Here is a 22,987-nt window from a genome sequence, read left to right on the forward strand (position 1 = left end):
TAAAAACAGATAAAGCCGAACTCAGTTCGGCTTTATTTTTTCAAATTCAACAGACCCTAGAGCCAGCCCGCGTACTTACCGACCAACCAAAGTGAAATAGCTGCCATGACTCCGGCGACGATATCATCCAGCATAATTCCGAGCCCGCCGTGTACACGCTTATCTAACCAACCGATTGGCCACGGTTTTACCATGTCGAAAAAACGAAAAAGGATAAAACCTGTAATCAGCCACTTCCAGTCATCAGCAGGTATTTTAAATAAAGGCACCACCATCATAGTTAGCCAGAAGCCTGCAAATTCGTCCCAGACAATCGAGCCATGGTCGTGCACACCCATATCATCGGAAGTCACCTGACAAATCTTTATCCCTATAAAACAGGAAGCGACTACGGCTACCAAATACATAGGAAAAGGTAACTGCACCAGCAAAAAGTAAAATGGAACTGCAGCCAAAGTGCCCATGGTGCCCGGCACGACTGGAGAAAGCCCACTGCCAAAACCCGTTGCTAACAAATGCCAGGGGTTTTTAAGCGAAATCAGGGATAAAGGTGAAGACATTACGAGTTAACCTTGAAGTGATCATAACCAGACAATTGCCAGTCCAGTTTTTTTCCTTGTTGTTCTAATACCAATTCGTCGCCAGAGCGGATCTGACCAATACAAGTGGCGGTTGTTCCGGAGTATGCCAGTAAAGTGTCCATTTGTCCTTTGTGCTCTTCAGGTACACAGAAGCACAGCTCATATTCTTCGCCGCTGGTCAGTGCCAGTTGAAGAGCCTCTGTGTCGTCTGAGCAAAAGGCTTTTAGCTCATCAGACAATGGAATACTGTCCACATCAATCACAGCACCAACATTGGATGCTTCCATGATATGGCGAAGGTCGGACATCAATCCGTCTGAAATATCCAGACAAGCTGACGCGACATCTCTTAAGGCTTGCCCCACAACCAGGCGAGGGGTGGCAAGATAGTGGCGTTTTTCAAGCTCTTCGGCATGTGGTTTCGCGCGTTTGGTTTCATCCAGTACAACCTGCAAACCAGCAGCACTGTCTCCTAGAGTACCTGTTACGTAAATCCAATCGCCTACTTTGGCACTGTCACGTCGCATGGCTTTACCTTCAGGTACGAAGCCCTGCACGGTCAGAGTGATACTCAAAGGACCTTTCGTCGTATCACCACCAATTAACTGAATGTTGAAGTAATTAGCCAGTTCAAAAAAGGATTCACTAAATGGTGCCAGCCACATTTCATCAGGCTCAGGCAGTGTTAGTGCTAAGGATACCCAGGCTGGTGATGCCCCCATCGCAGCTAAATCACTTAAATTAGACGCAAGAGCCTTATGCGCTACCCAAGCAGGGTTTGCATGTTCTAAAAAGTGTGTCCCTTCTACAAGGGTATCGGTGCTGATTGCGATCTGAACGTTTTCGGGGGATGTAACTAATGCGCTGTCGTCTCCTAAGGAGAGCTGAACATCTTTGCGCTGGGTTTGTCGATTGACGAAATAGGTGGTAATTAGGTTGAATTCACCTGCCATGGCTGACTCTTGTATGTTGTTATTTGTGTTAATTATACCTAAGTAAATCAAACTTGCCTGACGCAGTTTACTTAATGCCCCATAAAAAGAAAAAGGTCAGCGTTTAGCTGACCTTTTAAAAATTCTAGCGATTACTTTTTGCGAACATGCGGTGCGGCTTTATCAAGTACACCATTCACAAATTTATGGCTATCTTCTGCGGCAAATACTTTTGCCAGCTCAATCGCTTCGTTGATCACTACTTTGTAAGGTACATCTTCACGACGTGTCATTTCGTACATCGCAAGACGCAGCAAAGCCAGCTCCATCATATCCAAATCTTGCATCGGGCGAGACAAGTATGGACGCAGTTTGCTGTCTAGCTCTGTGTGGCTTAATACAACGCCAGACAACAGGTCACGGAAGTAAGCAACGTCAGTTTCCGGTGCAGACAATGAAGGCTCTGACGCATGATGCTCTTCTTCATCATACTTGCCTCCAGATAGGAATTGCTCTTCAACAGTAGCAACATTCTCTTTAGTAATCTGCCACGAATATATGGCTTGTAATGCAAATTGACGTGCGTTACGACGTGCGGCTGGTTTCACACTGGCCCCCATTAGGAATCAATTTCAGAAAGAACGTTGATCATCTCTAGCGCGCTTAGTGCAGCCTCTGCACCTTTATTACCAGCCTTGGTTCCTGCACGCTCGATAGCTTGATCGATGGTATCAACGGTTAGTACACCAAACGCCACTGGAAGACTGTATTCCAGAGACACCTGAGCCAAACCTTTGTTGCATTCACTACAAACATAGTCAAAGTGAGGAGTACCACCACGAATAACCGAACCCAAAGAAATAATGGCATCGAATTTACCTGTCTTTGCAACGCGCTGAGCGGTGAGAGGTAGTTCAACGGCACCCGGGCAACGTACTACAGTGATGTTGTCTTCGCTGATTTGTCCATGACGCTTTAAAGTATCGATTGCACCAGATAACAGGCTTTCGTTAATAAAACTGTTAAAACGAGAAATAACGATAGCAATTTTTGCATTTGGCGCTGGGAAACCGCCCTCGATCACTTTCATAAAGCTTTCCTTTAACTATGTTCATCAAGTGAGAATCGCCGGATTCTAGCACAAAAGTGTGAGAGATATCTAATGGAAATTGAGAGTAAGTTCTAGCCTCAAACCACGCCAAGATGCGCAATTCGGGGCGATATCTTCTGGTTCGGTCCAAAGGAAAAGTCACAGTAGAATGGCGGTTTTTTCCAAGTCTTTTGATATGAAATGCAATTGATTGTGTGAAATTCGTTCATCAAAACTTAAACGCTCTGTAATCCTTACAACTTTTAAGAAGACCATATTATAAAAGGCACCTCGTTTTATATCCGAGTTTGGAATTAGAACTAACCCTGATATTTCAGTAATTATTTCAACTAGCCTAACGCCATCCATTAAAAATTCTTTGTTAAGAATGCATTTGGGCATTGAGAACAAGAAGCCACCCTATTTTTTCAAAAAATCAAAAACATAAGAACCTAATTGAGCCAACTGGAAGTTTCCAACCTAATTTTTGGAGGTGCCTACAAAAAGCAAAAGGAATAGCAAATAAAAACAACCATTAAGGAACATAAAATGGCAATTTTCAAAAACACCATACTGCTGGCAACGTCACTGGCAGCAGTAATCATCGGAACCTCTTACGCCAATACGCCAAGCGATATGGGTATTGTGAATGAAGAGAGAATAGCAGAAATGCTGATTCGCTCTGGAAAACTCAATGAAAATGCAACACAAATAGAACAAGAAGAAGCCGTAAAGACTTTTTTAGATACAAAGTTCTCCCCATCAAGATATGCAAACACAAGATTTCTAGAAAAGGTTGCTAAGCATAGAAATAAGGTACTTAAGTCGTTAACAAGTAAGAAAGGGCAGAATTTTTTCTCCTCCCACTCAGTCAGAACCAGAAGAACGGACAGAGTCATCGCGCTAATGATCGACTTTCCTGACTTACCCTGGGATAACAACAGAGTCACAGATGAGCATACCGATATGCTGTATGACTCTTACCCTATTTCACATTATACGGATTTATTGTTTTCTCGTTCAGGCTACAAAGGACCTAATGGGGAAAATAGTATTTCAATGAATCAATACTACGAACAAGAATCCGGTGGAACTTACTCGGTGTGGGGGAAAGGATTTGGATGGTACAGAGCCACTAAAGATGCTGCCCATTATGGCGGGAATGACCCCCGTTATGGTAGCGACAGCAATGTACATGAACTAGTGCGTGAAGCGCTTAATCAGCTCGCGAATGATCCGAATATAGACTTGAGTCACTACGATAAAGAAGACCGATACGACTACGACAACGATGGCAATTACTACGAGCCGGACGGGCTTATCGACCACCTTATGATCTTCCATTCCTCGGTAGGTGAGGAGGCTGGTGGCGGCGTTTTAGGTGAAAACGCGATATGGTCACACAACTGGAATTTAGGCAGAGCTTATCCACTTCCAGGAACGTCTAGCAGGCTACCCGATCGTTTCAATGGCCAGTATGCTGCTTTTGATTACACAATTCAGCCTCTCGACGTTTCCGTCGGGGTTGCTGCACACCTATACGCACACGACTTAGGTTTACCAGACGAGCATAACTTGCAAGGAACGGGGGCGGGTAAACCTGCGGCGCACTGGTCAATCATGTCTTCTGGTAGTCAGGCTGGCGAATTAAATGGGATTCGACCAACCGCGTTTAGCCCTTTCGCAAAGCTATTTCTACAAGAATCGTTAGGGGGGCGCTGGTTGAATACCACTCAACTTTCGCTTGAGGTGTTAACAGGGAAACCTCGCTACTTAACCTTATATGAAACCACAGACAACCTTCGCCCGAATATTGTAAAAATTGAGTTGCCGGAGAAAAAAGTCGTCGACGTAGCACCTTTTGGTGGTGAATATGCTTACCATTACTCATCTCAGCCAGTCTATTTTACTCACGGCACTATGAGACGCAAGATTATTGTCCCTTCCGGTGATTCAGTGAATCTCACTTTTAAAGCGTGGTACCAGATGGAGGTGGGTAGAGAGTACACTAGAGTAATGATTAACAGAAACCAAATCGCGGGCAACATTACCACCAATTATGATCATTTTAATGTAGGAGGATTGGTTCCCTATATTACGGGGGACTCTGAAGGGTGGGTAGACGCCCGCTTTGATTTATCGGAATGGGCTGGCAGCGAGATAGACCTCACCTTTGAATTCGTCAGCTATAGTGACTCGACACCGGAAGGCTTATACATTGATGACATCGCCTTTGAGGTCGACGGGACAACTCATGTTATTGATGATGCCGAAGGTGAAAGTACGTTTAATTTGTATGGATTTGACAAAGATCCAGGATTCCACTTCGCGGATCACTATTATTTGCTCCAATGGCGTAATCATGACGGCATTGATAAAGGGCTCGAGAGTATTCGTCAATTTGGACAACGGATTTCTTACGATCCAGGCTTGGTCATATGGTACGTCGATACCTCCTTGACAGATAGCTGGACCAATGACTTCTATATAGGGTTGCTCCCAGAGGAAGGCTGGTTGAGTGTGGTCGATGCCGACCAAACCCCACTAGTTTGGTCTAATGGCGAAATGGCGCGATCTCACTACCAAGTTCGTGATGCTGCTTTTTCTCTGGAAGACAATTCACCGCTCGTTATCGTCGACAAAGAAGGCAACACACTGCAAGACACCCACTTAACATCAAATGGGGTGTTTGATGATGGAGACGATTATTTTTCGCCTAGTGCCTCAGACACTGGTCGTAAATTGCTGGAATACGGTTTGTCTGTAGAACTGCTCCTTCAATCGCCTGATAACAGCTACGGTGTACTACAAATCTCTCATGAACTTCCCAATGAAGCGCCCATTGCTGATTTCACTTTAAAAATCGAAGGTAAGAGCGTTATTTCATCCAACGAGAGTAGCGACCCCGACGGCAATATTGTTGGCTACTTATGGGATTTTGGCAACGGTCAAACCAGCACGGAAGCAAACCCAAGCTGGCAATACGTGGAAGCTGGCGAATACACGGTGGTCTTAACCGTGACTGATGACAAAGGTGCCACTGCTAGCCATTCGGAAACGATAGAGATCATCGCTGTGACCTACGTGCATCCTATCGCTCAAGGCGGATATTTACGCGTATTCGATGGTTACACTTTACTTTACTCGACAAGCTATGACCCGGATGGATATATTAAAAAAACTCGCTGGAAACTGGGTAAACCATATGTGTACTTTGGATCAATTGTCCTCACCCGCCTCTCAACCAATACAAAGACGGTTTGGCTAAAAGTTCAAGATAACCAAGGATTATACGGCTCCACTGAAATTCATTTGGATTAAAAGCAGAATATAGAAATAACGAAAGCCAGCGATATAGAGAAAATCTGATCGCTGGCTTTATCAGTTCTTAGCTTACCCACTATACATCTGCAGGCTAAGAATGAACGGAATTTAAAAAGAGCAAAGATACTTTCCTTGCTCTTTTGTATTTTTAATCAGAAGAAACTTAGTCGCAGACGTATTCGGTAACGTTCAGACCGAAACCTGACAATGAGTGATAACGTTTCTTGCTTGAGGACAACAGGCGCATGTCGCTGATGCCAAGATCGGCGAGGATCTGAGAACCGACGCCGACACGGCGTGAAGTGCCCTGCTTTTTCGCCATTTTAGGGGCGTTGCCGCTGTCTTGCTGTTCAAACGTCTTCACTTTGTGGATGATGAATTCGGACGACTCTTCATTGCCCAGAATCACTAGTACACCACCTTCATCGCTGATACGTCTCATGGCTTTATCGAGCGTCCAGCTACGTTCGGCGCTGCGGTCGCTGCGAAGCACGTCTGTAAAGGTATCTTGCAAATGAACACGCACTAGTGGTGCTTCTTCTTTCAGATCACCTTTTTTCAGTGCGTAATGAATTTGACTGTCAATTGTGTCGCGGTAAGTGACTAACTCAAATTCGCCGAATTCGGTTGGCAGCTTACATTGCGCCACACGTTCAATCGTTGTTTCCGTGTTGTTTCGGAATTCAATCAGATCAGAGATTGTACCCAGCTTGATGTTGTGTTTTTCTGCAAACACTTCCAAATCCGGGCGACGCGCCATGGTGCCGTCATCGTTTAGGATTTCAACGATAACACCAGCTGGTTCTAAACCTGCCAATCTTGCTAGATCACATCCGGCTTCCGTATGACCAGCACGAGTCAGAACTCCACCGTCCTGAGCGGTCAGCGGGAAAATATGACCAGGCTGAACCAAGTCTGCAGCTTTCGCTTCTTTGGCAACAGCTGCCTGAACCGTCAATGCCCGGTCAGCGGCAGAAATACCGGTTGTGACACCTTCTGCTGCTTCAATCGAAACAGTAAAAGCTGTTGAGTACTGTGCGTTGTTGTCCTGAACCATAGGAGGAAGTCCAAGATGTTCACAACGCTCCTTGGTCATAGTTAGGCAAATAAGACCACGACCGTAAGTCGCCATAAAATTAATGGCTTCTGGCGTCACGAGCTCAGCGGCCATAATGATATCGCCTTCATTCTCACGATCTTCGTCATCCATCAAGATGACCATCTTACCTAAACGAATGTCTTCAATGATTTCTTGTGGCGTACTGATTGACATAATGATGTTCCCTAAGCAAAACCGTTTTGTTGTAAAAATTCCATGGATATCTTGGATTCTGGCTCTTGATGCTGATTTCCCTGAAGCAGACGTTCCATGTAACGTGCTAATACATCAACTTCCAAATTCACTTTTCGACCGACCTGGAAATCGTTGATGGTTGTTTCCAAAGAAGTGTGTGGCACGATAGTGAGCTTAAAGGCATTCTTACGTAACGCATTGACGGTCAGACTGATTCCGTCAACGGTAATCGAGCCTTTCTCAGCGACGTATTTGCTGATTTCAGCAGGCATATCAACCCAAAACTCAACCGCTCGCCCAACCTGATTTCGCTCGACTATTTCACCAATGCCGTCCACGTGACCAGAAACAATATGACCGCCAAAGCGTGTAGTCGGTAACATTGCCTTTTCCAGGTTCACTTTGTCACCCGCTTGGTATTGGGTGAACCCTGTTTTGTTCATGGTTTCCACAGATAAATCTGCTGTGTAGCTATTCTCAGTAAACTCGATAACAGTCAGACACACACCGTTAGTGGCAATACTGTCACCGAGTTTCACGTCTGCCATATCCAGCTTACCAGTTTCTACTGTTACGCTGATGTCTTCGCCCTTGGGCGTGATGGCAGTAAGAGTTCCTACCGCCTCTACAATTCCTGTAAACATAACTACTTCTACGTATTTTTAATAACTTTCGCGGTAATTCGGATATCCGGTCCTACCATGCGAACATCATTTATCTCTAGGTCAATGGCTTGCTGCATTGAAGTGAGACCGAGATTATGAACCAAACCACGACCATCACTGCCCATCAATTTGGGCGCCAGATAAACAATCAATTCATCCACCAATTCTTGCTCAATTAAACTGGCTGCCAGTGTCGCGCCTGCCTCAACCCAGATGTGTTGAATGCTCAGCTTTTCAGCAAGCTTATCGAAAACATGGGGAATATCCACCTGCCCGGATGAATTAAGCTGAAAGTATGGAGATTTCGGGTCTACGACTTCAATCTTGCCAGAAGTCTGAAACAAGGAGAGATTCTGATGGAGTTTTTGCTGTCGATCCAAAATCACACGAGCAGGTTGTCTTAGCTCCGATTCAGGATACATTGTCTGCGTACTTTCAGGTAGTTCAGACCAACGTACATTCAGTGATGCATTGTCATCTATCACTGTTTTGCTGGTAGAAACAATCGCACAAGACTGCGCTCGATAGGCTTGAACATCCTGACGAGCCTGAGGTGAAGTGATCCATTTACTTTCCCCGTTACTCAATGCCGTCTGCCCATCCAGACTTGCTGCAAGCTTAAGCTGAACAAAAGGTTTTCCAGTTTCCATACGCTTGAGGAACCCTTTGTTTAACGCGCGAGCATCCGATTCCAGCACCCCGACTTCAACCTCTACGCCAGCATCACGAAGCATTTTAACACCTCGCCCAGCGACGACCGGATTTGGGTCCTGCATTGCGCAGACGACTCTTGCGACACCTGCCTTTATGAGGGCTTCTGAACAGGGAGGAGTACGACCATAATGAGAACAAGGTTCCAGAGTGACATAGGCTGTCGCCCCTTCCGCGTTTTCCCCTGCCGCTCTTAAAGCATGAACTTCCGCGTGTGGTTCTCCCGCTTTGAAATGCAACCCTTCGCCAACAATGTCGCCATTTTTGGTAATGACGCAGCCGACATTTGGGTTAGGAGAAGTGGTGAAACGCCCTTTTTTTGCCAGCGCGATTGCCCTTGCCATCATTTGATGGTCTAACTCGGTATTGCGCATCAGTCTTCCAGCTTAGCGATTTCTTCGCCGAATTCTCGGATATCTTCGAAGCTGCGATACACCGAAGCAAAACGAATATAGGCAACCTTATCCAACTCTTTAAGCTGATCCATTACAAGATTCCCTATCATCTCACTAGGTACTTCGCGTTCACCCGTAGCACGGAGCTGAGATTTGATGGTGCTGATAGCTAATTCAGTTGCGTCGGCGGCAACCGGACGTTTCTCCAATGCGCGCTGTAAACCACCTACCATTTTATCTTCATTAAATGGCTCACGGTTACCGTTAGACTTGATGACTTTTGGCATCACAAGCTCAGCACTTTCAAACGTAGTAAAACGTTCATTACACGCCAGGCATTGACGACGGCGACGAACCTGGTGTCCATCTGCGACCAATCGTGAGTCAATTACTTTGGTGTCATTTTCTGAACAAAATGGACAATGCATATCACCTCCAAAAATTTGTCTTAGTCTAACGGAATTCAACAGGTTGAGAAAAGCAAAAAGGGCTCACGAGGAGCCCTTATCGATACTTAAGCACATATTTTGTTAACTACGCGGCAAATAGTTCGCTTTTCCGACCCATTTGTAACTGGTTAATTCTTCTAAACCCATTGGACCGCGAGCGTGCAGTTTCTGCGTGGATACCGCCACTTCGGCTCCTAAACCAAACTGAGCACCGTCGGTAAAACGGGTTGACGCGTTCACATATACTGCTGCTGAATCGACTGAATTAATAAAGCGTTCAGTGTTCACCAGGTCGTTTGACATAATGGCGTCTGAGTGACTGGCATTGTGCACACGCATGTGATGAATGGCTTCATCAAGATCTTTGACCACTTTGACTCCCAGTGTGAAGCTGAGCCACTCGGTATCAAAATCCCCGTCTTTCGCATCGCGAACATTACTCGCCTCTAAAAGCAGTGCTTTGGCACTTGAATCCGCGACAAACGCCACTTTATCAGACATTTTCGCAACCAGCTTTGGTAAAAATTCGTCAGCAACCGCTTCATGGACAAGCAAAGTATCGAGCGCGTTACAAGCAGACGGACGCTGTACTTTGGCGTTCTCAACCACATCCAGAGAACGCTCTAAATCGGCACTTTCATCAACAAAAATATGGCTGATACCAAATCCACCGATAATTACAGGAATATTGCTGTTTTCTTTACACATTTTGTGTAGGCCAGCGCCACCACGCGGGATGATCATGTCTACGTATTCATCCAGCTTAAGAAGCTGAGATACCAGTTCACGATCTGGCTTTTCAATGTACTGCACCGAAGCGGCTGGTAACTCTGCCTTTTCGAGTGCCGACTGGATAACTTTCACTAGCTCCATGTTGGAGTGGAAGGTCTCTTTACCACCGCGAAGAATACTGGCATTACCAGTTTTCAAACACAGTGCTGCGATATCAATCGTCACATTAGGACGCGCTTCATAAATGACTCCGACAACACCAAGTGGCACTCGGCGCTTAGTTAGAAACATGCCATTTTCAAGCACCTTGCTGTCGATTTCACTGCCAACCGGATCCGTTAAATTGATGACGTTACGCACATCACTGGCAATCCCTGCAAGGCGTTCCTTGTTCAAGAGTAGTCGGTCAAGCAAGGCTTCTGTTAGCCCCGCTTGTCTGCCAGCCTCGATGTCTTTGGCGTTGGCTTCGAGAATGATTTGTTCATTGGCTTCCAACTCATCCGCAATGATTGCAAGCGCTTTGTTTTTTTGAGCGGTGGATGCAGTAGCCAGATGAAAAGCTGCGTCTTTTGCTGCTTTCCCCATATTTGTTAAATTCACGACTTTTCTCCTTAAAACTTATTCTTGAATCACAACAAGATCATCGCGGTGAATGACTTCTGCACCGTACTCATAACCTAATATCGCACTGATATCTTTGCTGTGTTTTCCAATAATCTTGGCGAGATCGCCACTTGAATAACTCGCGATTCCTTTCGCGACGAGCTGCCCGCCCGATGTTGTGACTCTCGCCACTTCACCACGTGCAAATGAACCACTGACATTAACCACACCTTTGGCGAGTAAACTGCTTCCACGGGTGATTACAGCGTTAACGGCACCTTCATCAATAATAATGTCGCCACTGGCGGCGGGACCCGCCAGAATCCAACGCTTACGGTTTTCTAAAGACTCTTCCAGAGGTAAGAATCGGGTACCTTGTGGCGATGGGCTCAGAGCATCAAAAATGACATTTTGCCCACTGCCTGCGGCAATGATCACTTCAATCCCTGCTCGTCTTGCAATGTCAGCAGCCTGAAGCTTGGTCGCCATGCCCCCTGTCCCCAACGTTGTGCCACTGCCACCCGCAATCTTGCGTAGCGTGTCATCAATCGTTTTCACTTCTTTAATGAGTTCTGCGTTTGGGTCTTTTCGTGGATCAGCTGTAAACAGACCTGGCTGATCGGTCAGAAGCAGAAGCTTATCAGCGCTGCACAGAATGCCGACCAGCGCAGACAGGTTGTCGTTGTCCCCGACTTTGATTTCAGAAGTTGCAACTGCATCGTTCTCATTCACAATTGGGATAATGTCATTCTCGACCAAAGCCTGAATGGTATCACGTGCATTGAGAAACCTTTCTCTGTCTTCCAGATCGGCGCGAGTTAACAACATTTGACCGATTTTAAGACCAAATAAATCAAACAACGATTCCCAAGTTTGGATCAATCGGCTTTGCCCAACCGCTGCCAGTAATTGCTTACTCGACATGTTGTTGGGCAATGTCGGGTAGCCTAAATGCTCTCTGCCTGCTGCAATAGCACCAGAAGAAACCAGAACCACAGAGTGACCTTGCTTTTTCAACTCTGCACATTGTCTGACTAGCTCAACCATGTGGGGTCGATTGATCTCCAAAGTGCCACCTGTCAGCACACTGGTTCCTAATTTCACCACGATAGTTTGAGTTTGGGAGGCTTTCCCGATTTTTTGATTCATTGTCATTGTCAATTTGGTTAAAACAAACGAAGAACAGATGTTGTAACAATGAAGTGAGGTTTTAACAAGAAGAAAAGGCGCAAAAATGCGCCTTTTTATGCATGAAGCAATTCAAATGCGTGATTTAAGTGACTTCTACTGATTCTTTATGCAATTCATAATCAATTTCAAATCGCTCAGATAACGCTTTTTTCAGTTTTTTATCAAAGTCTTCCAAGGTTCTGGTGACTTCATCCTGTGCTTTTTTGGGAATAGCTTTCGCTTCCCAATTACCTTCAAGATTGTAGAGCCCTAAACTGTAGTTAGCGACGAAGCCTTCTTCCTGCTTGTCGAAATCTAACCACCACCCCCAAAATTCTCTCTCCTCCGGTGACTTTTTGTCATTAACGCAAACAGACAAGCAATCAAACAAGTAATGACCTTCCTGAGATTCCTTCTCTCGCAAGTACGGACCTATCGCTTTTAGAGCCGATAGCAAACGAAAGTGTGTGGGATTCGCAGTATTTTCAGCCATATTGAATCTCCATTTCAGTTTTTAGATTTATTAGTTTTTTCCATGCTCAATTGCTACCTGCCAGAGCATGGATATCTGCCAATTCATGCGCAGGATAAATTGGATAGATATACTTAATCATTGACTAAAATAGATCAAAAGTCATTATTTTAGTTCATCTTTTAGCCATTGCATCGCCAATGAGAGAGCTTCCTCATATCCTTGCGAAATTGATTTAGAAGACACTTTCTTTGCCTTGCCACCTTGACTAAAAAATGACACCAGTTTGTTATCGGAATAGGGAGAAACTGGGTCTCCTTCCAGTCCTATTGCCAAAATGGGCACCTGAGTACGTCGGCTACTTAAGAAACCTTGAGCTTTTAACGACCAAGCTCTCATTTGTCCCGCCAGGCTGTGGATATCAACAACATCCTTACCCAGACGAGAAGCCAGCATGTCCAAATACATCTTCGGCATTTGAAGCAGCTTATCCGTGGATGAAAGAACATCATGAATTGGCGCCCCAAGAGCAACGCAAGCTTTGATTCTGTCTTGCTCCAAGAAGCTCAACCTTACCGCAGCATTGCCACCAAACCGGAACCCGACCAACCCTACTTTAAAGTGATCAACCCAAGGCAGGTTAGGTAGCTCATCCAATACGGCTTTATGGAGACAACTCGAATCTTCAGTCAGATCCCAGTGACTGCTGTGCCCTATTGAAGGCATATCCAGAGTCAGCATAGCGATATCATTTGGCGCAAGGTAATCTCTGAACAGTCGCCACATATCCGACTGTAAGCTGTCTAGCCCAGCACTGACAATCACGACTGGCAGCTGCCTATCGGTATGAGGCAAATGCAAATTGGCCTTAATTTTCCGTTTACCAAAAGGCACTTCGACTTTCTTAGTCACGTATTGGCTGTGCTCCATCGCCTTGTCATACGCTTTGTGAACCAGAATCTGAGCCTGTATAGATAAGCTATCCCCTTTGATATGCGGATACCCAGCAATGCTGAAACACAAGCTAGCATTGAAGTAAGCGTTGCTAGCCTCCTCGCCCTTCAGCTCATCGCCTTTTTTCTGATTGATCATTCCTTGATGAATCCATTCATACGTCCAGTTTCCCGAGTGATACCCCATCACGGTATCCAGCCATTCATCGTGAGTTCGTGAATGATCAGATGAGGCGATACGAGATAAAACGCTTTCCAACTCCAATGGTTCGATTCCCTGCCAAATCCACTGCATTTTTCTTAGCGTTCGATACCATGACTCTCCCTGCTCTTCACGCTTTTTATCCAGATAGGATTCATTGCTGGGCATGTAGCGAACAAGGGCTGACGTTTCTTTAGCTTGGCGGTGATTCTGGAACAGTTCTTCTGAAAGGTTTTTGCTGGTTTGCTCTTCAGATATGGACATAAGGCAAGGATCTTTTTCAGTGGAATTGGGAAACTTTGTCCCTAATAGTAATAAAAAAAATGACCCTATAGCAGGGTCATTTTGAAAATTTGAGTGTCTGATGAAGCATTCAGCTTCGGATTAGCGATTACTTGTTGATTGGATCAACAAAGGTAAGCGACATATCCCATGGCTGCTCAATCCACGTGTCCTGAGGAATATCAACAATGTAATCGTCAACGAGGTCTATACCTGCTGGCTTCGCACACACAGTAATCAGCTTTGCTTTTGGATACATATCGCGGATTTTACGCGCAGTATCACCACTGTCTGCCAGGTCATCAACAATCAGGAAACCTTCACCGTCTCCTTCTGGTGCTTTCAGAACTGTCATGTCACGCTGATGGTCGTGATCATAGCTAGAGATGCACACGGTATCTACATAGCGAATACCCAGTTCACGCGCCAAAATAGCTGCTGGAACCAGGCCACCGCGACTCACACCAATAATGCCTTTCCATTGTTCAGCAGGCATTTGACGCTCGGCAAGCTGACGACAGTACATCTGCATGTTGTCCCAGGAGATGATAAATTTGTTACTCATAATTGTTATAAACCTGTTTAGACGAAATCTTAAGCTGCGCTAAGAACGAATTTAATTGTGAAGATGGCTGCCATCACCCAAACACTTATGGACACATCTTTCGCTTTACCACTTAAACCTTTGATTGCCGCATAAGCGATAAAGCCTAATGCGATACCATCTGCGATTGAGAAGGTTAAAGGCATAAGAAGACACGTCACAACAACAGGAGCCGCTTCAGTCAGATCGCGCCAGTCGATACTAACCAAGCCAGAGAGCATTAGGATTGCAACATAAAATAGCGCACCTGCTGTCGCATAAGCGGGGATCATGCCAGCTAATGGCGAGAAGAATAAAGCAAGTAAGAACAAAATGCCAACTACAACCGCCGTTAAACCTGTGCGACCACCCGCAGCAACACCAGATACACTTTCGATGTAAGAAGTCGTGTTCGACGTACCCAGAACAGCACCCACAGAGGTAGCGGTCGAATCCGCAAGAAGGGCACGGTTCAGGCGAGGAATTTTGCCATCTTTCTGAATCAGGTCAGCTTTTTGTGCAACGCCAACCAGAGTCCCTGCTGTATCAAACAAATCGACAAACAAGAATGCAAACACCACAGAAATCATGCCAATTTCAAATACGGCAGAGAAATCCAGTTGCATGAATGTTGGCGCAATGCTTGGTGGCATTGAAACTACGCCGCCCCACTGCACATCACCAAATGCCAGACCCAGACCGGTGATCGCCAGAATCGCGATCATTACAGAGCCTTTCACACCTTTATGTACCAGAGCAATCGTCAGGAAAAAACCCAAAGAAGCCAGAACAGCAGGAAGAGAAGTAATCGCACCTAAAGAGACAAACGTTGCTGGGTTATCAACAACAATACCCGCATTTTTAAGACCGATAAACGCCAAAAACAAACCGATACCAGCAGAAATACCCGTTCTTAAAGACATTGGAATGGAGTTAATGATCCACTCACGAATCTTAAATACGCTAAGAAGAATGAATAAAATACCGGAGACAAATACAGCTGCCAGTGCGACTTGCCACGTATGACCCATTCCTAAAACAACGGAATAGGTGAAAAAGGCGTTCAAGCCCATTCCCGGAGCCTGAGCAATCGGATAGTTGGCAACAAAACCCATAATGAAACAACCCACCGCTGCGGCAAGACAGGTCGCGACAAATACCGCACCGCGATCCATACCCGCATCAGCAAGAATTGCTGGGTTAACAAAAATGATGTAAGCCATGGTGAGGAAGGTAGTCAACCCGGCAATGATTTCCGTGCGCACGCTGGTATTGTGCTCACTCAATTTGAATAGCCTTTCGAGCATAATCGAGTCCCTAAAAATGTGTAAAATAAACGTTTGCGTAATCGATTGGCGCGAATTATAAAGATATCAAATATCAAATTCTAGCTAGAATTAAAGCTCTACCCTTTCTCTATAACTCATAAAGAATGCAAGTCACATCTTTACCATTTATATCAATCACTTAATCCCTTAACTTTTGACTATGCCGTCTTCGCATAGAGCTCATCATTGTAGGTTGAAATATGAACACATTGTTAGACTAAGTACACATTTCGTAGAAATTTGGTGACGGTAGTGTTTAAAAATGAGCCTGTTATGAAATTGCAGGCTTATGTGAGGTAAAAGTCACGGAATGGGAATTTCTTAGGCATAAAAAAACGCCACTCAACTTGAGTGGCGGTAGAATCTTGATATCCCGACAGCAAAAAAACTGGGTTATATATGAATTCCAATTATAGGGGTGAACAATTAGTTCAATCACACTTTGATTATGACTAGTAACCAAAGCTGGTTGGGTATGCGAAGTTACCTGTGTAAATAGATGGTACATTCCAGAACATCGCAGACGGTAAACCTTTCATAGCTATCACCTTTAAATCAATTAAACAGAAGTTGATTCTCAGTTCCTTGGAGGCGATAAACGGACTCATCCTTTGAGCATTTTCTCTTCATCTCTGAAGTTGGTTGCCAATATACCATCGCGAAAAATAATTACAAGATCTAAATCGATCCAGATCACAAAAAACTTCGAAAGTTGCGATAAATCAAATTATCAATGTAATTTAATTACAAAAATATCAAATAATGACAATTTATTAATAAAACTTATTTCATAACAACTTACGAGAAATTTTGATATATCCATCACCAAAATGGGTGCTGCCAACTATTTGTTACGCACTTGCTAAAGATTAGATTGAGAATTGGTACGTAAATCCGATAGGGAAATGGTATTCTAAGCCCATCGTCACAGAGCTGATTAGGATGAAATGTGGCAATCAGTTCTATGGTTGCGATTTTTGGTTAGCTTCCTGCTCTCCACTTACAATTTCATCCTGTCAGTATTCAAAAAATAAAGGAGTTTTCCGTGTCTGAGTTCCATTCTGAAATCAGCCAGTTGCAACCCGCTAAACTTTGGCAGTTTTTCGACAAGATTTGTTCAATCCCTCACCCTTCCAAACATGAAGAAGAGCTCGCGCAATACATCGTTAATTGGGCGACTGAACAAGGTTTTGATGTAAAGCGCGACCCGACAGGAAACATCTTCATCAAAAAGCCAGCAACTCCTGGTATGGAAAATAAAAAAGGCGTGGTTCTTCAAGCACACATTGATATGGTGCCTCAGAAAAACGAAGACACTGACCACGACTTCACAAAAGACCCTATCCAACCATATATCGACGGCGAGTGGGTTACGGCGAAAGGCACTACCCTAGGTTCTGACAACGGTATCGGTATGGCTTCTTGTCTGGCGGTTCTGGCATCAGATGATATTAAGCACGGTCCTTTGGAAGTGCTGCTAACCATTGACGAAGAAGCTGGTATGACGGGTGCTTTTGGTCTGGAAAAAGGCTGGTTGGAAGGCGATATCCTTCTTAACACTGATTCCGAGCAAGAAGGCGAAGTTTACATGGGTTGTGCCGGTGGTATCGATGGCTCAATCACATTCGACATCACCCGTGAAGCGCTTCCGGAAGGTTACGTGACTCGCCTGCTCACACTGAAAGGTCTAAAGGGTGGTCACTCTGGTTGTGATATCCACACTGGTCGCGGCAATGCGAACAAACTATTCGCTCGCTTCCTGGCAGGTCATGCACAAGAACTGGATCTACGTCTAATCGATTTCCGTGGTGGTAGCCTACGAAACGCAATCCCGCGTGAAGCTTGGGTAACGGTCGCAGTACCGGCTGCCAACCAAGACAAACTTGCCGAGCTACTTTCAACCTACACTGAGCTTCTTAGCGCTGAACTAGGTCGTATCGAAACTGACATTGTTTCTTTCAATGAAGAATCTGACACCACTAGCGGTGTATTCTCTCAAGCAGATCAATCCCGCTTTATTGCTGCTCTTAATGCTGCGCCGAATGGTGTGATTCGTATGAGTGACGATATCGAAGGTGTAGTGGAAACGTCTTTGAACGTGGGCGTAATCACGACTGAAGCTGATAAAGTAACTGTACTTTGCCTTATCCGCTCTCTGATCGATTCTGGTCGTCAGCAAGTCGAAAGCACGCTTCGTTCTATTGCCGAGCTTGCTGGTGCTCAAATTGATTTCTCTGGCGCGTACCCTGGTTGGAAACCTGATGCGGATTCAGAGATCATGGCAATTTTCCGTGACATGTATGAAGGCATTTACGGTCACAAGCCAAACATCATGGTTATCCACGCAGGTCTTGAGTGTGGTCTGTTTAAAGAACCTTACCCTGAAATGGACATGGTTTCTTTCGGTCCAACAATCAAATTCCCGCACTCTCCTGATGAAAAAGTGAAAATCGATACGGTTGCACTTTACTGGGAACAGATGGTCGCACTGCTAGAAGCGATTCCTGAGAAAAAGTAATCTCCTGAAAAAAAGAAAAGCTGGCAAATCAATTTGCCAGCTTTTTTTGTATCTTAGGAAAGACGTTTTACTCGTCGTCTTCTTCGTCAGCGATTTTTCTCGCTTCTTCGAATGCTTTTTTCTTTTCAGCGGCAGCCAATGCCGCTGCTTCACGTTCGCTACGTTTTTCTGCTTTGCGATCGTTACGCTTTGCTTGATTCTCTACAAATTCAGCAAGCGTTTTTTCCGCCCAGTCTTGTGCCTGTGCTTCAGACTCAAAACCACTTTCACGCTTCGATACCATAGTACGGCGAGAAGTCACTTGGCGGGTAATTTCTGCTGTCCAGCCTTTGCGCTTTTCGGAGACTCGGATAGCAAATTTTCTGTTTTTCGACATTTCTGTATTCCTAAGGGATTTCGGTAAAGGGATTCAGCCATCCCTTGGCAAGCGCGGTATTATACCCAAAGCTAGAAACTTTGCTCGTAATTTTTACGCTCATGCAGTCGTACAAAAAACCGCCAGAGCTTTCACTCTGGCGGTTACGGTAAACTGAGATTCAGTTGCTAGCGAAAACTCAATTAACCGACATTTTTGCGAGCATTTTGGAACATACGCATCCAAGCGCCGTTCTCGCCCCAACCTTCTGGTGACCAAGAGTTGGCTACGGTACGGAACACACGCTCTGGGTGAGGCATCATGATGGTTACACGACCATCTTGTGTAGTCAGACCCGTGATTGCGTTTGGAGAACCGTTCGGGTTGTTCGGGTATTGCTGCGTTGGGTTACCGTGGTTATCAACGTAACGCACAGCCACTGTACCAGACGCTTCAATTGCGGCTAGGTGCTCTGCATCGCGAACTTCAACACGACCTTCACCGTGTGACACTGCGATTGGCATGCGAGAACCTTCCATACCATTGAAGAAGACAGAGTCGGACTTCTGAACCTCAACCAGGCTGAAACGAGCTTCGAAACGCTCAGATTCGTTGCGCACGAAACGTGGCCACAAGTCAGCACCAGGAATCAGTTCTTTCAGGTTTGAAAGCATCTGACAGCCATTACACACACCAAGAGAGAAGGTGTCTTCACGCTTGAAGAAGCCTTCAAACTGCTCGCGTGCCTGACCGTTGAACAGGATGGATTTCGCCCAGCCTTCACCTGCGCCTAACACGTCACCGTAAGAGAAACCACCACACGCCACAAGACCGTTGTACTCATCCAGTACTGCTTTACCAGTCAGGATGTCGCTCATGTGAATATCAGTCGCTTCAAAACCAGCACGATCAAACGCCGCAGCCATTTCAACGTGAGAGTTAACGCCCTGCTCACGCAGGATTGCCATCTTAGGTTTAGCGCCTTTCGCAATGTATGGTGCAGCGATGTCTTCATTCACGTCGTAGCTCAGTTTGACGTTCAGACCTGGGTCTGAGTTGTCTTTCTTCGCTTCGAATTCTTGGTCTGCACAGGCAGGGTTATCACGGAGACCTTGCATCTTGTGCGTTGTCTCTGCCCAGATAGTACGCAGCTCTGTGCGTGAACGCTCAAGCACAACTGTATCACCTGAAGTGATAACAAAGTCGTCAGAATCTTCAACACTACCGATAACGTGAGAGCATGTCTCCAAGCCATTCGCAGCCAGAGTAGAAAGCACTGCATCCAAGTCATCGTTCTTAACCTGAACCACGGCACCCAGTTCTTCATTAAATAGCGCTGCCAGTACATCTTCGCCAAGTTCTGCAATATTCGCTCGAACACCACAATGACCTGCGAATGCCATTTCCGCTAGGGTGACAAACAAGCCACCGTCGCCTTTATCGTGGTATGCCACCAGCTTGTCTTCACGGACAAGGGTCTGCATTGCGTCGAAGAAGCCTTTTAGTTGCTCAGCGTTGTCTACATCAGCAGGCTTGTCACCCAACTGTTTGTATACCTGTGCCAGTGCTGTTGCACCTAAACGGTTCTTACCGTTACCCAGGTCGACCAGAACCAAAGATGATTCACCTTTGTCTGTTAGTAGCTGCGGAGTGACTGTCTTACGTACGTCTTCCACACGACCAAATGCCGTGATAACCAGTGAAAGTGGCGAAGTGACTTCTTTGTCCTCACCGTTTTCATTCCACTTAGTCTTCATCGACATAGAATCTTTACCCACAGGGATAGTCAGACCTAGTGTCGGACATAGCTCTTCACCCACTGCTTTTACTGCTTCGTAAAGACCAGCATCTTCGCCAGGGTGACCCGCTGGAGACATCCAGTTTGCGGACAGTTTGATGTGTTTGATGTCGCCGATGTCTGTCGCTGCAATGTTCGTTAGTGACTCACCTACTGCTAAACGAGCAGACGCGCCGAAGTCAAGCAGTGCAACTGGTGTACGCTCACCCATCGACATCGCTTCACCGTGGTAAGAATCGTAGCTTGCCGCCGTTACTGCGCAGTTCGCCACTGGAACCTGCCAAGGACCAACCATTTGGTCACGAGCAACCAAGCCCGTTACGGTGCGGTCGCCAATGGTGATAAGGAATGTTTTTTCTGCCACGGTAGGAAGACGAAGAACACGATCCGCCGCTTCGTTCAGTTCGATGCCGTCACGTGCGATAGCTGGGCTATCCACTTTAAGCGTAATGGCTTCACGGTGCATCTTAGGCGTTTTACCTAACAAGATGTCCATTGGCATATCAATAGGCGTGTTGTCGAAGTGTGAATCTTCCAGCGTTAGGTGGCGCTCTTCAGTTGCTTCACCCACTACCGCATAAGGAGCACGTTCACGCTTACAGATAGCATCAAAAGTTTCCATGTTTTCTGGTGCGACCGCCATTACATAGCGCTCTTGTGATTCGTTACACCAGATTTCAAGCGGGCTCATGCTCAGCTCATCATTAGGAACGTCGCGTAGCTGGAACTTACCGCCACGCTCACCATCGTCACATAACTCTGGCAGTGCGTTTGAGATACCGCCAGCGCCCACATCGTGGATAAATGCGATTGGGTTGTTTTCACCCAACTGCCAACAACGGTCAATCACTTCCTGACAACGACGCTCCATCTCTGGGTTTTCACGCTGTACAGAAGCAAAATCCAGGTCTTCTGCCGATTGACCTGAAGCCATAGAAGAAGCCGCACCGCCACCAAGACCGATGTTCATCGCAGGACCACCCAGTACGATAAGTTTCGCACCTACTGGGATTTCTTTCTTCTGAACGTGCTCATCGCGAATGTTACCCATACCACCGGCAATCATGATCGGCTTGTGGTAACCACGTACTTCTTCACCCGCGTGAGAAGTCACTTTTTCTTCGTAAGTACGGAAGTAGCCCAACAGGTTAGGACGACCAAATTCGTTGTTGAACGCTGCGCCACCGAGTGGACCTTCTAGCATGATGTCCAGAGCGTTAACGATACGACCCGGCTTACCGAAATCAGTTTCCCAAGGTTGTTCGTAACCAGGAATACGCAGGTTAGACGTTGTGAATCCAACAAGACCCGCTTTTGGTTTGCCACCAATACCCGTAGCGCCTTCGTCACGGATTTCACCACCTGAACCTGTAGAAGCGCCCGGCCAAGGAGAAATTGCTGTTGGGTGGTTGTGTGTTTCTACCTTCATCAGGATATGAGCATCTTCGTGATGGTAGTTGTACTGGCGAGTTTCAGGATTTGGGAAGAAACGACCGACTTTTGAACCTGTCATTACCGCTGCGTTGTCTTTGTAAGCAGACAGTACGTGATCTGGCGTAGTCTCGAAGGTGTTCTTGATCATCTTAAACAGAGACTTATCTTGCTGTTCGCCATCGATAGTCCAGTCTGCATTAAAGATTTTGTGGCGACAGTGCTCTGAGTTCGCCTGTGCAAACATCATCAGCTCGATGTCATTAGGGTTACGACCCAGCTTAGTGAAGTTTTCCACTAAGTAGTCGATTTCGTCTTCTGCAAGGGCAAGACCAAGAGAAACGTTTGCTTCTTCAAGCGCCGCTCGACCACCCGCTAAGATATCAACGTGAGCCACTGGCGCAGGCTCTGCAACCGTGAACAATGCAGATGCTGCTTCAAGATCAGTGAACACAGATTCCATCATGCGATCGTGAATCAGTGCTTTGACTGCCTGAGTTTGCTCGTCAGACAGTTCAGCTGACGTTTCAATGTAATAAGCCGTGCCGCGCTCAAGACGTTTTACTTTCTCAAGACCACAGTTGATGGCGATATCCGTGGATTTAGAAGACCAAGGAGAAATAGTACCCGGACGTGGAGTCACAAGAAGTAGAAGACCTTCTGGCTCGTGCTCTTCGATCGTTGGACCGTAAGTCAGCAGTTTTTCTAGCTTGTCGAGTTCAGACGCATCTAGATCCGCTGTCAGGTCAGCAAAGTGCATAAACTCAGCGTAAATACCTGTTACTGGCAGGCTTTGCTCACGACAAAGTTCAAGTAATTTGTTAACACAAAACTCAGAAAGAGCTGGGGAGCCACGCAAAATTCTCATGTGCTTAGGTCTCTTATGCAGTTAGTTAAGGTGATATTGCAATAAATTCAATGAGTTAAAATCAACTCAAAAACTCATACCAATTTCACCTCGCTTTTGCGGGCGTATTATAGAGGAAAAAATTTGTGACGTAACCACAAATAGCAACCGTTTGCGTCTTTTTTTGTCGCACGTGGTTTCAGACGCCTCTCAATTCTGACTTCGGTTACGTAGCTGAATGAACTTTCATCCACCAGCTCGCGCTTTTTAAT

Annotated in this window: 18 protein-coding genes; 2 read left to right on the forward strand and 16 right to left on the reverse strand. The window is 45.8% G+C overall.

Annotated elements, in window-relative coordinates:
- Positions 1–56 precede the first annotated feature (56 nt).
- The 4 genes from pgpA to ribH all read right to left on the reverse strand — a co-directional run bounded on the left by pgpA (position 57) and on the right by ribH (position 2,603).
- Positions 57–560, reverse strand: a complete 504-nt coding sequence (pgpA, locus tag QMG91_RS13395; RefSeq protein WP_281827043.1) for a phosphatidylglycerophosphatase A — start codon at positions 558–560, stop codon at positions 57–59.
- Positions 560–1,534 carry a thiamine-phosphate kinase gene (gene thiL / locus QMG91_RS13400; protein WP_004408436.1) on the reverse strand — a complete coding sequence of 325 codons (975 nt, stop codon included), beginning with the start codon at positions 1,532–1,534 and terminating at the stop codon, positions 560–562. Before thiL ends, pgpA begins: the two co-directional genes overlap by 1 nt.
- Before the next feature lie 131 nt (positions 1,535–1,665).
- Complete coding sequence (nusB, locus tag QMG91_RS13405) at positions 1,666–2,133, reverse strand: transcription antitermination factor NusB (protein ID WP_022549928.1); 468 nt, start codon at positions 2,131–2,133, stop codon at positions 1,666–1,668.
- Complete coding sequence (gene ribH, locus QMG91_RS13410; RefSeq protein WP_004408440.1) at positions 2,133–2,603, reverse strand: 6,7-dimethyl-8-ribityllumazine synthase; 471 nt, start codon at positions 2,601–2,603, stop codon at positions 2,133–2,135. Before ribH ends, nusB begins: the two co-directional genes overlap by 1 nt.
- A 549-nt stretch (positions 2,604–3,152) precedes the next feature.
- Here ribH and QMG91_RS13415 point away from each other — a divergent pair.
- Positions 3,153–5,924: an immune inhibitor A domain-containing protein gene (locus QMG91_RS13415; RefSeq protein ID WP_281870059.1), complete on the forward strand. Its 2,772-nt coding sequence runs from the start codon at positions 3,153–3,155 to the stop codon at positions 5,922–5,924.
- Positions 5,925–6,090: 166 nt separating this feature from the next.
- Here QMG91_RS13415 and ribBA read toward each other — a convergent pair whose 3' ends face one another.
- The 10 genes from ribBA to QMG91_RS13465 all read right to left on the reverse strand — a co-directional run bounded on the left by ribBA (position 6,091) and on the right by QMG91_RS13465 (position 15,745).
- Positions 6,091–7,200 (reverse strand): bifunctional 3,4-dihydroxy-2-butanone-4-phosphate synthase/GTP cyclohydrolase II, encoded by a 1,110-nt coding sequence (ribBA, locus tag QMG91_RS13420; RefSeq protein ID WP_004408442.1) that lies wholly within the window; start codon positions 7,198–7,200, stop codon positions 6,091–6,093.
- 11 nt (positions 7,201–7,211) lie between these two features.
- Entirely contained in the window at positions 7,212–7,865 is a 654-nt protein-coding gene (locus tag QMG91_RS13425; RefSeq protein WP_022549925.1) for a riboflavin synthase, read from the reverse strand.
- 8 nt (positions 7,866–7,873) lie between these two features.
- Positions 7,874–8,971 carry a bifunctional diaminohydroxyphosphoribosylaminopyrimidine deaminase/5-amino-6-(5-phosphoribosylamino)uracil reductase RibD gene (gene ribD, locus QMG91_RS13430; protein WP_281827048.1) on the reverse strand — a complete coding sequence of 366 codons (1,098 nt, stop codon included), beginning with the start codon at positions 8,969–8,971 and terminating at the stop codon, positions 7,874–7,876.
- A complete protein-coding gene (gene nrdR / locus QMG91_RS13435) occupies positions 8,971–9,420 on the reverse strand; it encodes a transcriptional regulator NrdR (protein ID WP_022549923.1) in 450 nt (149 codons plus the stop codon). Before nrdR ends, ribD begins: the two co-directional genes overlap by 1 nt.
- Positions 9,421–9,522: 102 nt before the next feature.
- Positions 9,523–10,773: a glutamate-5-semialdehyde dehydrogenase gene (locus QMG91_RS13440; protein ID WP_281827049.1), complete on the reverse strand. Its 1,251-nt coding sequence runs from the start codon at positions 10,771–10,773 to the stop codon at positions 9,523–9,525.
- An 18-nt stretch (positions 10,774–10,791) separates the two neighbouring features.
- Complete coding sequence (gene proB, locus QMG91_RS13445; RefSeq protein WP_022591644.1) at positions 10,792–11,931, reverse strand: glutamate 5-kinase; 1,140 nt, start codon at positions 11,929–11,931, stop codon at positions 10,792–10,794.
- 118 nt (positions 11,932–12,049) lie between these two features.
- Positions 12,050–12,439, reverse strand: coding sequence for a sigma factor-binding protein Crl (crl, locus tag QMG91_RS13450; protein WP_004408452.1), 390 nt, complete (start codon positions 12,437–12,439; stop codon positions 12,050–12,052).
- 144 nt (positions 12,440–12,583) lie between these two features.
- The gene (gene frsA / locus QMG91_RS13455; protein ID WP_281827052.1) at positions 12,584–13,837 is read right to left on the reverse strand and encodes an esterase FrsA; all 1,254 of its coding nucleotides are present in this window, start codon (positions 13,835–13,837) and stop codon (positions 12,584–12,586) included.
- Positions 13,838–13,964: 127 nt separating this feature from the next.
- A complete protein-coding gene (gpt, locus tag QMG91_RS13460; protein WP_281827054.1) occupies positions 13,965–14,420 on the reverse strand; it encodes a xanthine phosphoribosyltransferase in 456 nt (151 codons plus the stop codon).
- 29 nt (positions 14,421–14,449) lie between these two features.
- Positions 14,450–15,745: an NCS2 family permease gene (locus QMG91_RS13465; RefSeq protein ID WP_004408459.1), complete on the reverse strand. Its 1,296-nt coding sequence runs from the start codon at positions 15,743–15,745 to the stop codon at positions 14,450–14,452.
- A 1,066-nt stretch (positions 15,746–16,811) separates the two neighbouring features.
- Here QMG91_RS13465 and QMG91_RS13470 point away from each other — a divergent pair.
- Positions 16,812–18,284: an aminoacyl-histidine dipeptidase gene (locus tag QMG91_RS13470; RefSeq protein WP_281827056.1), complete on the forward strand. Its 1,473-nt coding sequence runs from the start codon at positions 16,812–16,814 to the stop codon at positions 18,282–18,284.
- Between the two features lie 67 nt (positions 18,285–18,351).
- On the opposite strand, the gene QMG91_RS13475 is transcribed toward QMG91_RS13470, so the two are convergent.
- Both QMG91_RS13475 and purL read right to left on the reverse strand, forming a co-directional pair.
- On the reverse strand, positions 18,352–18,660 hold the full coding sequence (locus QMG91_RS13475) for a DUF3622 domain-containing protein (RefSeq protein ID WP_022605770.1): 309 nt from the start codon (positions 18,658–18,660) through the stop codon (positions 18,352–18,354).
- A gap of 182 nt (positions 18,661–18,842) precedes the next feature.
- Entirely contained in the window at positions 18,843–22,736 is a 3,894-nt protein-coding gene (purL, locus tag QMG91_RS13480) for a phosphoribosylformylglycinamidine synthase (protein WP_281827059.1), read from the reverse strand.
- Between the last annotated feature and the right edge of the window lie 251 nt (positions 22,737–22,987).

The organism is Vibrio nigripulchritudo (assembly GCF_027924785.1).
Taxonomy (GTDB): Bacteria; Pseudomonadota; Gammaproteobacteria; order Enterobacterales; family Vibrionaceae; genus Vibrio; species Vibrio nigripulchritudo.